Genomic DNA, 14,227 nt, shown 5'->3' with positions numbered 1-14,227 from the left:
TCTCTCCTGTCAGGCGGCGGCCGCGCGGTGGCGGTTTTGCCAAAGGTCCCGGGCCAAAACCTCGGGGTCGGGCCGGCCGGCAGTGTCCAGCGCCAGCGCGGCGGTGCCGGTGATCACGGCTTCGGCAAAGGGATCGCGCAAGGTGCCGTCCCACAGCCGGGGCAGATCGGCGGGTACCAGTTCGGCATCGGCCAGACGGCGGGTTTCTTCGGCCAGCACGGCGGCGCGGCCCTGCCAGGGCTGACCGTCGCGCAGACCGAAAAGGGTGATTTCCTTCGACGGGTGGCGCTCGAACTCGCCGCCGCCGCCCTTGATGACGGTCAGCCGCTCCTGCCCCAGCAGCGCGCCCGCATCGGCCTGCAATTCACGGTAGGGCGGATGGAACACCCCCTGAACCGAGGCCGCCGCGCCGCCCGGGTTCAGCACCCGAAGAACAGTGTTCACAGCCGAGCGCAGGCCCAGCACCTCGCGCAGGCGCAGTAATTCCAGCGCGCGCGGCGAAACGGCCTCGAGCGGCAGATAGGCAAGACTGTCTTCCGCCAGCAGCCGGGCCGCGTCGCCCAGATCGGCGGCCTGGGCAATACCGCACAGCGCCAGCGCGCCACGAACCGAGGCCACCGGGTTCTGGTGCGAATTCCAGCCATGCAGCAGCACCGGCACCCCGGCCTGTGCCACCAGCCGCGCCGACAGCAAGAACAGCGGCACGCCACGGGTGCGCCCGGCGGCATAGCTGGGCCAGTCCAGCGCCGGGCGCGCGCCGGGCCAGTCGGGCAGCGTGGCGCGCAGCGCGGTGACGAAGCCCGCGATCTCGGCCGGTACCTCGCCGCGATAGCGCATCAGCATCAGCAAGGCGCCCACGGCCTCGGGGGCCGCCGTGCCCGCCAGAATCTGCGTCATCGCATCCGCAGCTTCGGCCCCGGTCAACGAGCGCGCGCGCCCCGGCCCGCGGCCCATGGCGTGGATATAGGGCGCCAGGCTCATTCCGCGGCCTGCCGGGCGGTGGCATTGGCCAGGATCACCGCCAGTTCGGGCCGGCACGAGCCGCAATTGGTACCCGCCTGAAGTGCCGTGCCGATTGCCTCGACCGAGGTCAGGTGCTGGGCCTGAATCGCCGCCAGGATCGTGTTCACGCCCACATCGAAACAGGCGCAGACCGTGGCGCCGGGGTCGGGCCGGTCGTCGCCGGGGCGGCCCGACAGGATCGCAGGATCGGCGGCTTCGCCCAACAGGCCGGTCACATAGCCGCGCGACAGGGCCACGGGTTCGGGGGCCGCGAACAGCGCCGCCACCAGTTTGCCGTCGACATGAAAGGCCAGCCGCGCCAGCCCGCGCGCGGTGTCGATCATCGTCACCACCTGCGCATACGGCAGGCCGAACAGGGCACGGGCATAGCTTTCCCAATCGGCGGGCGCCGCGGCATCGGCCAGTTCCAGCCGCCAACCGGTTCTGGCGCGCGCCTTTGCCCAATAGGCGCTGGCCGGGGCCATATCGTCCAGCGCGACCGCAAAGCCGTACCAGGCCGCCTTGAACGGCGCGATGCGCACGGCGGCGCCCTTGCCGTCGGGCTGGCCCGACACGGGATCGGTATTCGCCGCGACCAACGCATCGACCCGCCCGGCAGAGCTGTTCTGCCCGCTCCAGTGCATCGGCGCGAAGACCGAACCGGGGCGCTGCCGCTCGGTGATCAGCACCCGCAGGATCGCCGCGCCCTGGGGGCTGTCGACCTGCGCCAGCCCGGCGGCCACCAGCCCCAACCGCGAAGCATCGTCTGGATGCAATTCCAGATAGGGTTCGGCCATGTGCTGGCTCAGGCGCGGGGATTTCGCGGTACGGGTCATGGTGTGCCAGTGGTCGCGCACCCGGCCGGTGTTCAGACGGAACGGATAGTCCGCGCTTAGCGCCGTGGCGGCGGGACGGTCGTGCAGCGCCAGCATCCGGCCCTTGCGGTCGGGGGTATAGAACTGCCCCTCGGCAAAAAAGCGCCCGCCCTGCTTTTGCGCGCTCAGCGGCCAGTGGAACGGCGCCAGCGCGTCGAACTCGCGGTCGCCGATTTCCGACAGGGCCGAGATGTCGAAATCGCGGCCCAGCTTGCCCGCGATCCCCGACAGGGCCGCATATTCGCGAAAAATCTCGGCCGGGCCGGAATAGTCGAACGCGGTGGCCCAGCCCATGCGCCCGGCCACGTCGCAGATGATCCGCCAGTCGTGGCGCGCCTGCCCCGGCGCGGGCAGTACCGCGCGCTGGCGGCTGATGCAGCGTTCCGAATTGGTCACCGTGCCGTCTTTTTCGCCCCAGCCGGTGGCGGGCAGCAGCACATGGGCCAGTTTCGCGGTATCGGTCTGGGCGGTCAGGTCCGACACCACGACAAAATCGCAGCCGGCAATCGCGTCGCGCACGGCGTCGGCATCGGGCAGGCTGACGGCGGGGTTGGTGCAGATCACCCACAGCGCCTTGATCCGGCCCTCGCCCACGGCGCGAAACATATCGACCGCCTTCAGCCCCGGCGCATCGGGCATTTCGGGCGCATCCCAAAAGCCGCGCACGGCCGAGCGATGCTCGGCATTTTCCAGATCCAGATGACAGGCCAGCATATTGGCCAGTCCGCCCACCTCGCGCCCGCCCATGGCGTTGGGCTGGCCGGTCACCGAAAACGGCCCCATGCCGGGACGCCCGATGCGGCCGGTGGCCAGATGGCAGTTCAGGATCGCGTTGACCTTGTCGGTGCCGAACGAGGACTGGTTGACCCCCTGGCTGTAGATCGTCACCACCTTTTCGGTGCCGGCCCAAAGCGCATAGAAATCCGCCAGCTCATCCTCGGACAGGCCGGTCAGCGTCAGATCGGCAGCACGGGCGGCGTCAAGCGCGGCCTCATAGCCCGACACATGGCGGGCGACGTAATCGCCGTTCACCGCGCCGGTTTGCACGATCTGCGCCAGCAACCCGTTGAACAGGGCCACATCGCCGCCCGGCGCGATCGCCAGATGCATGTCGGCAATGTCCGAGGTCGCGGTGCGGCGCGGGTCGATATTGACGACCTTCATATGCGGGCGCGCCTTCTTGGCCGCCGCGATCTGCTGGAACAGAACCGGATGGCACCAGGCCAGGTTCGACCCCACCATCACGATCAGATCGGCCTGATCGAAATCGGCATACAGCCCCGGCACGGTATCGGTGCCGAAGGCGCGCTTGTGCCCGGCCACCGAGGACGCCATGCACAGCCGCGAATTGGTGTCGATATTGGCCGAACCGATGAAGCCTTTCATCAGCTTGTTGGCCACATAGTAATCTTCGGTCAGCAATTGCCCCGACACATAGAAGGCCACGCTGTCGGGACCGTGTTCGGCGATGGCGGAGCGGAATTTTCCGGCCACCAGATCCAGCGCGTCGTCCCAGCTGGCCGCGGCCCCGTTCACCACGGGCGTCAGCAGCCGGTCGTCCAGATCGGTGGTCTCGCCCAGCGCCGAGCCCTTGGAGCACAGCTTGCCCGCATTCGCGGGGTGCGCCTTGTCGCCTTTGATGGTCAGCCCGCCGCGCCCGTTGGCGCGGGCCAGCACGCCGCAACCGACCCCGCAATAGGGGCAGGTCGTACAGACCGTCCCCGCCTGCGCGGTGTCCTCGGTCAGCGGCACAGGCGCGCCCGCGCTGTCCATCACGCGGCCGTCCGGTTGGCCAGGCGGGTGCCGTCCAGCAGGATGCGCCCGTTTTCGACCCGCGCCGGGAAGGTGTCGATCTGCCCCTCGTCCGCGCCCTGGGCCGCGCCGGTTTCCAGGCTGAACACCCAGTTGTGCAGCGGGCAGGTCACGGATGTGCCATGCACGATGCCTTCGGACAGCGGCCCGCCTTTATGAGGGCAGCGGTCGGAGGTGGCGAACACCTCCGCCGCTGCCGTCCGGAACACCGCGACACAGCCGTGAGTGGTTTTGACGATGCGGGCCCCGCGTTCGGGGATGTCGTTCAGTGCTCCGATGTCGATCCAGCTCATTCCGCCGCCTCCAGGGTAAGATCGGCCAGCGGGCCGAATTTGCGCGCCTCGTCGGGCTTGGCATGGGCCGCCCACGGGTCCTTGCGATAGACGGACTGGGAAATCTCGAACCGCGCGACCAGCGCCTTGCGATTGTCCAGATCGTCGACGACCTGCGCCTTGACCCAATCCAGCCCGACCTTGGCCACCCATTTGTAGCCCCGGTCCAGATATTTCGCGTTCTCGCGGTAGATCTGGATATAGGCGGTGGTGACCTCTATCGCCTCTTCCTCGGTCGCGACCTTGGCCAGCAGCTCGGTTTCCTTCACGTCCATGCCGGCGGCCCCGGCGACGGACACCTCATAGCCGCTGTCGACGCAGATGATGCCCACATCCTTGCAGGTCGCTTCCGCGCAGTTGCGCGGGCAGCCCGACACGCCCAGCTTGACCTTGTGCGGCGTCCACGACCCCCACAGCAGCTTTTCCAGCTTGATGCCAAGCCCGGTGCTGTCCTGGGTGCCAAAGCGGCAATGGTCCGACCCCACGCAGGTCTTCACCGTGCGCAGCCCCTTGGAATAGGCGTGGCCCGACACCATCCCGGCCTGGTTGAGGTCGTACCACATCGCCGGCAGATCCTCTTTCTTCACGCCCAACAGATCAATCCGCTGGCCGCCGGTCACCTTCACGGTGGGCACCTTGTACTTGTCGGCCACATCGGCGATGGCGCGCAATTCGTCCGGGGTGGTGATCCCGCCCCACATCCGCGGCACGACGCTATAGGTGCCGTCCTTCTGGATGTTGGCGTGGTTGCGTTCGTTCACGAACCGCGATTGCGGATCGTCCTGATATTCCAGCGGCCAGTCGGCCAGCAGGTAATAGTTGATCGCCGGGCGGCAGACATGACAGCCGTTGGGCGTGTTCCAGCCCAGTTCCTGCCACACCGCGGGCTGCGATTTCAGCTCCTGCGACTTGATCAGACGGCGCACGTCCTCATGCGCCAGATCGGTACAGCCGCAGACCGATTGCGCGGCGGGTAGCACGAAATCGTCGCCCAACGTGACCGCCAGAACCTGTTCCACCAACCCGGTGCAGGTGCCGCAGGACGCGCTGGCCTTGGTCGTGGCGCGGATTGCGGCCAGATCATGCGCCCCCGCCGTGATCGCCTCGACGATCGTTCCCTTGCACACGCCGTTGCAGCCGCAGATTTCTGCGTCAGCCGGTAAGGCTGCAACGGCCGCCATAGGGTCCGCTGCGGCCCCCCCCTGGAATGCCGGGCCGAAAATCAGCGTCTCGCGCATGTCCGACACGTCAGTGCCGTCCTTGATCAGCCCGAAGAACCAGTTGCCGTCGGCGGTGTCACCATACATGACCGCGCCGATCAGCTTGTTGCCCTGCAGCACCAGCCGCTTGTAGACGCCGCGCGCCGGGTCGCGGAACACGATATCCTCGCGGTCCTCGCCTTCGGCGAAGTCGCCCGCGCTGAACAGATCGCAGCCGGTGACCTTCAGCTTGGTGGACACCTCTTTGGGGGTGAACGCCGCCGCTTCGCCCAGCAGGGTCCTGGCGACCACCTTGGCCTGATCGTAAAGCGGTGCCACAAGGCCGAAAAGCGCGCCGTTATGTTCGACGCATTCGCCAACGGCCAGCACATCAATGTCAGAGGTGACCATCTGGTCATCCACCTGAATGCCGCGCCCGACCGCAAGGCCGCTGTCGGCGGCCAGCTTGGTGTTGGGGCGGATGCCCACCGCCATCACCAGAATATCGCAGGGCAGTTCGGTGCCGTTGTCCAGCAGCAACGCCTTGACGCGGCCATTCTCGCCCAGGATTTCCTTGGAATTGGTCGAGCACAGCACGTTGATGCCCCGGCTGACCAGTTCCTTGCGCAGCAGATAGCCTGCGGCCTCGTCCAGCTGCCGTTCCATCAGATGGCCCATCAGATGCACGACGGTCACATCCATGCCGCGCAGCTTCAGGCCCGCGGCGGCCTCCAGCCCCAGCAGGCCGCCGCCGATCACCACCGCCCGCGCGCCGGGCTTGGCGGCGGTTTCGATCATCACGTTGGTATCCTCCAGATCGCGATAGGCGATCACACCTTCCAGATCGTGGCCGGGCAGCGGAATGATGAACGGGTTGGAACCGCTGCCGATCAGCAGCTTGTCATAGGGCACCTCGCCGTTTTCACCGACCACCACCTTGCGGGTGCGGTCGATTTCCAGAACCTTTTCGCCAAAGCGGCAGGTCACGCCATGCTGATCGTACCAGGCGTCATCATGGGTCACGATGTCGGAATAGGTCTTTTCGCCCGACAGTACCGGCGACAGCATGATGCGGTTGTAGTTCCCGCGCGGTTCCGCGTTGAAAAGCGTCACCTCATACGCGCCGGGGGCGGTTTCGAACAGGTGCTCCAGCGCACGGCCAGAGGCCATGCCGGCACCGATAACGACAAGTTTCTGTGTCATTTCGCTTACTCCGCAGCCGTCGGATAGGCCGCATCGATCATCACGCCCGCGAGGGTCGTGTATGCTTCTGCCCAGGCGGTTTCGACTTCTTCGGTGAAATCGTCGCCCAACCCGGCTTTGAGTGTGTAGAGCAGCGCTGCCCCCACCGATTGATAGTCTTCGGGTTTGACCCCGTAATCGAGATGGCGAATGGCCAGATCCTGCGCCACCGGCACAATGGTTTCCAGGTGCTTCAGCCCGTTCACCACCACGCCCAGCGTGGCCATCAGGTTCATGCCCTGTGCGGCGATGTCGCCCTTGAAATAGGGTTTCACCGCCGGGGCGATCTCGAACAGGCGGGTATAGAAGATATCCGCCGCCTGCACCTTGATCGGAACCACCTTGGCAAAACTGTCTTGTACCATTTCGATCTGTTCGGGGGTCATCGCCATGCTCCTTTACGCAGCTTTTTTCTTGTGGGCGCCGTGCTCGTATTCCTCAAGGAAGCTGAGCAACTCTTCGCGATAGGCGTAGTAATCGGGATGCTCCAGCAGCGCCTTGCGGGTGCGCGGACGCGGCAGATTCACATCCATGATCTTGCCGATCGTGGCGCGGGGGCCGTTGGTCATCATCACCACCCGGTCGGCCAGCAGGATCGCCTCGTCCACGTCATGGGTCACGCAGACGGCGGTCACCTTGGTGCGCGACCAGACCTCCATCAGAACTTCCTGAAGCTCCCAGCGGGTCAGGCTGTCGAGCATCCCGAAGGGTTCGTCCAGCAGCAGCAGCTTGGGCGACAGGGCAAAGGCCCGTGCGATGCCGACGCGCTGTTTCATGCCGTTGGACATCTCGCTGGCGGCCTTGTCCATGGAATCGCCCAGACCGACCCGCTCAAGGTAATATTCCACCACATCCTGGCGCTCGGCCTGGCTGGCGCGGGGGTACACCCGATCCACCCCGACGCTGACGTTCTCCTTGGCGGTGAGCCAGGGAAACAGCGACGGCGACTGGAACACCACGGCGCGTTCGGGGTCGGCGCCCTGCACGGCCATGCCGTCCAGCTTGATCACGCCCTTGGAAATATCGTTCAGCCCAGCGGTCATGGTCAAAACAGTGGACTTGCCACAGCCCGAATGGCCGATCAGCGACACGAACTCGCCCTTCTTGAGCTTCAGGTCGAAGTTTTCGACAACCGTCAGCGGGCCTTTCGGCGTGGGATAGATCTTGTGGATCTGGGAATAGTCCAGATAGCGTTCCTCGATCCCGCCCATGGTGGCGTCGACCACCACTTTCGGCACCGCGTGGATCGGGCTGATATCGGGCAGTTTGCGGGTTTCCTCGACCTTGGCGGCCATGCCCACATCCATCAGATAGGTGGTCACATCGGCGCGCAGCCGCTTGAACAGCGGGTCGTGGTTCATCGCGGTACGGTCGCGCGGACGCGGCAGCGCCACCTTGAAGGCCTCGCCCAGCGTGCCGTCGGGATTCAGCGGGATGATCCGGTCGGCCAGCAGGATCGCCTCGTCCACGTCATTGGTGATCAGCACGACGGTCTTGCGGTCGGCTTCCCAGATCGCCTCGATCTCGTCTTGCAGATTAGCCCGGGTCAGCGCGTCCAGCGCCGACAGCGGTTCATCCATCAGCAAAACCTCGGGGTCCATCGCCAGGGCGCGGGCCACGGCGACCCGCTGACGCATCCCCCCCGACAGTTCGGCCGGGCGGCGATGGGTGGCGTGGCCAAGCCCGACCATCTGGATGTATTTTTCGATCAGCGCGGCGCGCTCGGCCTTGGACTTGCGGCCATGCACGGCATCCACGGCCAGGCCGATATTGCCCTGCACCGTCAGCCAGGGCATCAGCGAATAGGACTGGAACACCAGCCCCCGCTCGGGCCCCGGCCCCTCGATCGTCTTGCCCTCGAAGGTGACGGAACCCTTGTCGGGCGTATGCAACCCGGCCATCAGGTTGATCAGCGTCGACTTGCCGGTGCCCGAGAAGCCGAGAATGGCCAGGAACTCGCCCTCCTCCACGTTCAGGTTGATCTTTTTCAGGACCTCCTGGCGCCCGGCACCTTCGCCGAACCCCTTGGAGACATTCATGAACTCAAGAATACCCATATCGGTCACCGATTCTCGGAGAAGGTGAACATGGACTGGATGGCGTACATCAGACGGTCCAGGACGAAGCCGATGATCCCGATGGTGAACACGGCCACCATGATCTTGGCCAGCGAGTTGCTCGACCCGTTCTGGAACTCGTCCCAGACGAATTTGCCAAGGCCGGGGTTCTGGGCCAGCATTTCGGCGGCGATCAGCACCATCCAGCCCACACCAAGCGACAGGCGCAGACCGGTAAAGATCAGCGGCAGCGCCGAGGGCAGCACCAGCTTCACGATCTTGGTATAGGTGTTCATCTTCAGCACCTTGGAGACGTTCACCAGATCCTTGTCGATCGACGACACGCCAAGCGCGGTGTTGATGATCGTCGGCCACAGCGAACACAGCGTCACCGTGATCGCCGAGGTCAGGAAGGATTTCGAGAACATGCCGTCATTGGTGGCGTAAACGGCCGAGACGACCATGGTCACGATCGGCAGCCAGGCCAGCGGCGAGACCGGCTTGAAAATCTGGATCAGCGGGTTCATCGCCGCGTTGGCGGTGGGCGACAGGCCCGACATGATGCCCAGCGGCACGGCCACGATCGTGCCCAGCAGAAAGCCGAAGAACACGGTCTTGATCGAGGTCCAGATCTGGTCGTAATAGGTCGGCTTGCCGGTATAGTCGCGGTATTTGACCTGATCGGCCTTGCCGGCGGCGATCAGCTTGTCGTTGCGGACGTCCTGACGCGCATAGAAGGCATCGGCCTTTTCCCGTTCGCGCACATGATCGGCATGCAGCACGCCGACCTGCTCCCAGACCTGCGCGGGGCCGGGAACGGCACCAAGCGAGGTCTGAACCTGCGGCGCCAGCGCGCCCCAGACCACCAGAAAACCGGCAATGGCCAGAACCGGCACACCCAGCAGGCGCCAGATTTCCTTGAACTGCGCCTTCGGGTTGTCGCCAGCGGCAGCTTTCAAAACGGGCGTGACCCAGCTCAGGCCAAGAACCTTGAACCAGCCGTCGGCCTTGTTGATACGGGTGAAAAGACGGGCGCGGCGGGCTTCCTTGGCCTGCGCGGCGCTCAGCGTTTCTGGATCAATTGCGGTCATGTCGCGTTCCTAGATCATGGGGTTGGGTGGCGGGGTGGGCGCCCGTCCGTGCGGCGGCCGAAACCGCCGCGCCGGATGAGCGCCCGTCCGGGCTCAGCCCTTCACGTCGTTGCCGACAACCGTCTGCTCGCCCTTCAGGCCGATCGGCAGGCTGTCGAGATAGGCGTTCGGCGTTCTGCCGTCATAGCCGATACCGTCGATGATATCTTCGGCGGGCGTCGCGGCCTTGTAGCCGTCGCTGTCCCAGGGGAAATCCGCTTCGTCGGCCAGACCTTCGTCCACCAGCATGCGCGCGGCTTCCAGATAGATTTCCGGCTTGTAGACCGACTTGGCGACCTCGTCATACCAGCTGTCGGACTTGGCTTCGGCGATCTGGCCCCAGCGGCGCATCTGGGTCAGGTACCAGACCGCGTCGGAATAGAAGGGATAGGTCGCGTTGTACCGGAAGAACACATTGAAATCGGGCACTTCGCGCTTGTCGCCCTTTTCGTACTCGAACGTGCCGGTCATCGAGTTGGCGATCACCTCGGCATCTGCGCCCACATATTCCGAGCGCGCCAGGATCTCGACCGCCTCTTCGCGGTTGGCGTTGTCGTTTTCGTCCAGCCAGATCGCGGCGCGGATCAGCGCCTTGGTCACGGCCAGCGTGGTGTTCGGGTATTCGTCGGCGAAGCTGGCAGTGATGCCGAACACTTTTTCCGGGTTGTTCTTCCACAGTTCGTAGTCGGTGATCACCGGAACGCCGATGCCCTTGAACACGGCCGCCTGGTTCCACGGCTCGCCCACGCAGTAGCCATAGATCGTGCCGGCCTCCATCGTGGCGGGCATCTGCGGCGGCGGGGTCACGGACAGCAGCACATCGGCGGCAATCTGGCCCGACACGTTTTCGGGGCTGTAATAGCCCGGCTCGATCCCGCCGGCGGCCAGCCAGTAGCGCAGTTCGTAGTTGTGGGTCGAGACCGGGAACACCATGCCCATGTTGAAGGGCTTGCCCTCGGCGCGATAGCTGTCGACCACCGGCTTCAGCGCCGATGCGGAAATCGGGTGCACCGGCTTGCCCTCGGCATCGGTCGGGATATTCGGCTTCATCTGGTCCCAGATTTCGTTGGACACGGTGATGCCGTTGCCGTTCAGATCCATCGAGAAGGGGGTGATGATATGCGCCTCGGTGCCGAAACCGATGGTCGCGGCCAGCGGCTGACCGGCCAGCATATGCGCGCCGTCCAGCTCGCCGTCGATCACGCGGTCCAGCAGAACCTTCCAGTTCGCCTGCGGCTCCAGCGTGACGAACAGGCCTTCGTCCTCGAAATAGCCATTCTCATAAGCCACGGCCAGCGGGGCCATGTCGGTCAGCTTGATGAAGCCGAATTTCAGCTCGTCCTTTTCCACATCCAGCATCTCGGCGAAAGCCGGGCTTGCCAGGCAGGTTGTGGCGGCGAGGATCGAAAATGCACGTTTCATGTGTCGTCTGGTCCTTGTTCGGAGGGCCCGGTGAAAGGGCTGAAAAACGCAAAAAGCCGCTGACCATCTTCGCCGGAAGCGAAGGGTCGAGCGGCTGTGCTCAGGTACCCACAACTGTGAGGGTGAATTCGGTGATGGAACGCCCTTGTCCCGTCAATGCAGTCGAAAATGCAGGTGCAGCATGACCCCGTCAAGAGTGTGACCCGTCATTAACCAAAATCCCGGGCGCGGCGGGGGCTCAGCCCCGATGCTGCATAAAAATTAGTCACGCTGTCGCATCAGGGTCAAAGACATGTGCATCAAAAAAAGCGTCTGGTTGTAGAATCAGCTTGCCGGTTTCCGAGGCCACGGCCGAAGGATGGCGCAGCGACCCTTCCAGTTTTTCCGATGCGCCGGGCAGCTCGGCGCCCAGATCGCGCAGGTTGCGGCGGTACAGATCGGTGCGGAACACGTCGCGCGCCGCGGCCATGGCCGTGGCCCGGTCAAGCCCGGTGCGCGCCGCCAGGCGGCTGCCGATCCAGGCGGCCTGCGATTTCCACGGGAACGTCGCCGCGCCGTTGAAGAATTCCATATAGCCGGGCACCTCGCGCAGCTCGCCGCGCGGCGAAATCACCAGCCGCCCGGTCAGCGCGCGCTCGATCACCTCGGCGCTGACATTCACATATTCGGGCCGCGCCAGCAGTTCGGCGGCGGTGATCCGGTTCTCTGCGCGACCCAGCCAGCGCCCGGCGCGCCAGACCGCCCGCATCAGCGCGCGGGTCAGGTCGGGCTCGTCCCCGGCCCAGTCATGGCGCACGGCCAGCACCTTTTCGGGCGCGAAAGCCCAGATCGCCGAGCCGGGCAGCAGCAGTTCGCCCACCCCGGTTTCCACCGCGATCGAGCCCCAGGGCGCGCCGACACAGAAGGCGTCGATCTCGCCCGCGGCCATCGCCTGGGCCATCAGCGGCGGCGGTACGGTCTTCACATGCAGATCTTGCGGCGCCGACACGCCCAACGCGCCCAGCCAGTGGTACAACAGCTCGGCATGCATCGAAAACGGGAACGGAACCCCGATCCGCGGCCGCGCGCCCGACGCGGCGATCAGCGCCAGCCCCGCCGCGCGCGCATCGGCGAAATCGAACATGTGCCCCGCCGCGCGCATCTTTGCCGCCAGGTCGCACGACACGCCGATCACGTTGCCGTTGACCGACAGCACCGACAGCGCATCCAGCCGCGTCGCCATCCCGCCCAGCCCCAGCGCCATCGCCACCGGTACCGGCGACAGCATATGCGCGGCCTCGATCTGGCCCAGCGCCAGCATGTCGCGCAGGGTGGACCAGGACGGCGCGCTGCGCAGATTCAGCGCCAACCCCTCTTCCTCGGCAAAGCCCAGCTCGCGCGCGATGACCAGCGGTGCGGCGTCCACAAGCGGGATGAAGCCCGCGGTCAGTGTGATCAGACTCATGACAGCAACCCCATCGCCGTGACCAGCGCCTGCGCCACATCGACCACCTTGCGGCCCTGATCCATCGCCGTCTTGCGCAGCAGCGCATAGGCCTCGTCTTCGTCAATTCCGCGCGCCTTCATCAGCAATCCCTTGGCCCGGTCGATCACCTTGCGCTCTTCCAGCGCGCGCTTGGTCGCCTCCAGCTCGGCGCGCATCCGGTGGAACATGTGAAACCGGGTAATCGCGGCATCCATGATCGGCTTGATCCGGTCGGCGCGCAGCCCGTCCACCACATAGGCCGAAACGCCCGCCTCGATCGCGGCCTTGGTCAGGCTGTCATCCGAACGCTCGACAAAGATCGCCACCGGCCGGTCCATCGGGCTGGAGGCAAGCGTCAGTTCCTCCAGCATATCGCGCGACGGGCTGGACACGTCGATCAGAACCACATCGGGGTTCCGCTCGGAAATCCGTCGCGCCAGGCCGGTTTCCTCGGCGATGACCGAGATGTCGTAATCCCCGGTTTCGCGCAGGCTGTCGACAATCAGCAAGGCGCGTTCCCGATCCTTTTCGACAACAACGATGGAAAGGCGTTCTGGCATGATTATCCCGGCGCATGGCTCCGCCGCCCTTTCAATAGAAGCGCTGCGGGATGCGGAAGGCCGGGCGCGGCACTTGGTGACGTGGCTTTCATCAAAAGCGCAATTATTAATCACTTTCTCCAGGTCCGCCCATCACACAGGCAAATTCGGGACGCCCCTTTTCCACCCCCCGCTTCGGTGCCATGATCGGCGCCATGATCGACAAGCTGGAAATGTTCATAGCCCTGACCAACGAAGAGCATTTCGGACGCGCCGCCGATCAGTGCGGCGTGACCCAGCCCACCCTGTCGGCCGCAATCAAGCAACTTGAGGAACAGCTTGGCGTGATGCTGGTCTGGCGCGGCGCGCGCTATCAGGGGTTGACGCCCGAAGGTGTGCGGGTGCTGGACTGGGCACGCCGGATCGTGGCGGACACCCGCACCATGCGCGAAGAGATGCGCGCGACGAAACTGGGCCTGTCGGGCAAGCTGCGGCTGGCGGTGGTGCCGACCGCGCTGGCGATGGTGCCACGCCTGACCGCACCGATGATGGCGGCGCACCCCAACCTGCGCGTCACCGTACAGTCGCGCACATCGGCCGATATCCTGCACATGCTGGACAATCTGGAGATCGACGCCGGGCTGACCTATCTCGACAACGCGCCGCTGGGCCGGGTGACGGCGGTACCGCTCTATGATGAACACTATAATCTGGTGGTGCGCGCGGACAGCCCGATGGCGGCGCGGGGTGACGTCGGCTGGGCCGATCTGGCCGCCCTGCCGCTGTGCCTGCTGACGCCCGACATGCAGAACCGCCGCATCCTGGATCAGCATATGGCCGAGGCCGGCACCGGGGCCGCCCCGCGGCTGGAAGCGAACTCGGTCATCGCGCTGATCGCCCATGTGCTGGACGGCGATTGGGCCACGATCCTGCCGATGAAGACCGCGCAGTTGTTCTTGCGCGCGGGCGACCTGGCCGCAGTGCCGATCACCGCGCCGATGGCCGCGCATCGGGTCGGGCTGATCGCGCCCCACCGCGAACCCCACACCCCGGTGCTGGAGGCGCTGATCACGGCGGCGCGCAGGCTGGGCGCGGCCGGAGGGTGATAGAAAACCCCTATCGCCCCACGGGATTGCGGAATTGATTTCCGGC

11 protein-coding genes are annotated in these 14,227 nt (G+C 65.5%); 1 reads left to right on the top strand and 10 read right to left on the bottom strand.

Annotated elements, in window-relative coordinates; translation table 11 throughout:
- Positions 1-9: 9 nt before the first annotated feature.
- From ACSR1C_RS04070 to ACSR1C_RS04025, 10 genes are all read right to left on the bottom strand, one after another.
- Complete coding sequence (locus tag ACSR1C_RS04070; protein ID WP_460258063.1) at positions 10-981, bottom strand: glycosyl transferase family protein; 972 nt, start codon at positions 979-981, stop codon at positions 10-12.
- Positions 978-3,650, bottom strand: coding sequence for a molybdopterin-dependent oxidoreductase (locus ACSR1C_RS04065; RefSeq protein WP_460258564.1), 2,673 nt, complete (start codon positions 3,648-3,650; stop codon positions 978-980). Before ACSR1C_RS04065 ends, ACSR1C_RS04070 begins: the two co-directional genes overlap by 4 nt.
- A complete protein-coding gene (nirD, locus tag ACSR1C_RS04060) occupies positions 3,650-3,982 on the bottom strand; it encodes a nitrite reductase small subunit NirD (RefSeq protein ID WP_460258062.1) in 333 nt (110 codons plus the stop codon). The genes ACSR1C_RS04065 and nirD overlap by 1 nt, the downstream gene beginning before the upstream one ends.
- On the bottom strand, positions 3,979-6,423 hold the full coding sequence (nirB, locus tag ACSR1C_RS04055; RefSeq protein WP_460258061.1) for a nitrite reductase large subunit NirB: 2,445 nt from the start codon (positions 6,421-6,423) through the stop codon (positions 3,979-3,981). The genes nirD and nirB overlap by 4 nt, the downstream gene beginning before the upstream one ends.
- Before the next feature lie 5 nt (positions 6,424-6,428).
- Entirely contained in the window at positions 6,429-6,848 is a 420-nt protein-coding gene (locus tag ACSR1C_RS04050) for a globin family protein (RefSeq protein WP_460258060.1), read from the bottom strand.
- A gap of 12 nt (positions 6,849-6,860) precedes the next feature.
- Positions 6,861-8,519 carry an ABC transporter ATP-binding protein gene (locus ACSR1C_RS04045; protein ID WP_460258059.1) on the bottom strand — a complete coding sequence of 553 codons (1,659 nt, stop codon included), beginning with the start codon at positions 8,517-8,519 and terminating at the stop codon, positions 6,861-6,863.
- A 5-nt stretch (positions 8,520-8,524) separates the two neighbouring features.
- On the bottom strand, positions 8,525-9,610 hold the full coding sequence (locus ACSR1C_RS04040; protein WP_460258058.1) for an ABC transporter permease: 1,086 nt from the start codon (positions 9,608-9,610) through the stop codon (positions 8,525-8,527).
- Positions 9,611-9,703: 93 nt separating this feature from the next.
- The gene (locus tag ACSR1C_RS04035; RefSeq protein ID WP_460258057.1) at positions 9,704-11,071 is read right to left on the bottom strand and encodes a CmpA/NrtA family ABC transporter substrate-binding protein; all 1,368 of its coding nucleotides are present in this window, start codon (positions 11,069-11,071) and stop codon (positions 9,704-9,706) included.
- 265 nt (positions 11,072-11,336) lie between these two features.
- Entirely contained in the window at positions 11,337-12,515 is a 1,179-nt protein-coding gene (locus ACSR1C_RS04030) for a CmpA/NrtA family ABC transporter substrate-binding protein (protein ID WP_460258056.1), read from the bottom strand.
- Positions 12,512-13,096, bottom strand: coding sequence for an ANTAR domain-containing response regulator (locus tag ACSR1C_RS04025; RefSeq protein ID WP_460258055.1), 585 nt, complete (start codon positions 13,094-13,096; stop codon positions 12,512-12,514). Before ACSR1C_RS04025 ends, ACSR1C_RS04030 begins: the two co-directional genes overlap by 4 nt.
- A gap of 194 nt (positions 13,097-13,290) precedes the next feature.
- On the opposite strand from ACSR1C_RS04025, the gene ACSR1C_RS04020 reads away from it, so the two are divergent.
- Positions 13,291-14,181, top strand: a complete 891-nt coding sequence (locus ACSR1C_RS04020) for a LysR family transcriptional regulator (RefSeq protein ID WP_460258054.1) — start codon at positions 13,291-13,293, stop codon at positions 14,179-14,181.
- Positions 14,182-14,227: the final 46 nt, after the last annotated feature.

It is taken from the genome of Actibacterium sp. D185-2 (assembly GCF_054954595.1).
This window is presented reverse-complemented; position numbering and strand designations above follow the sequence as displayed.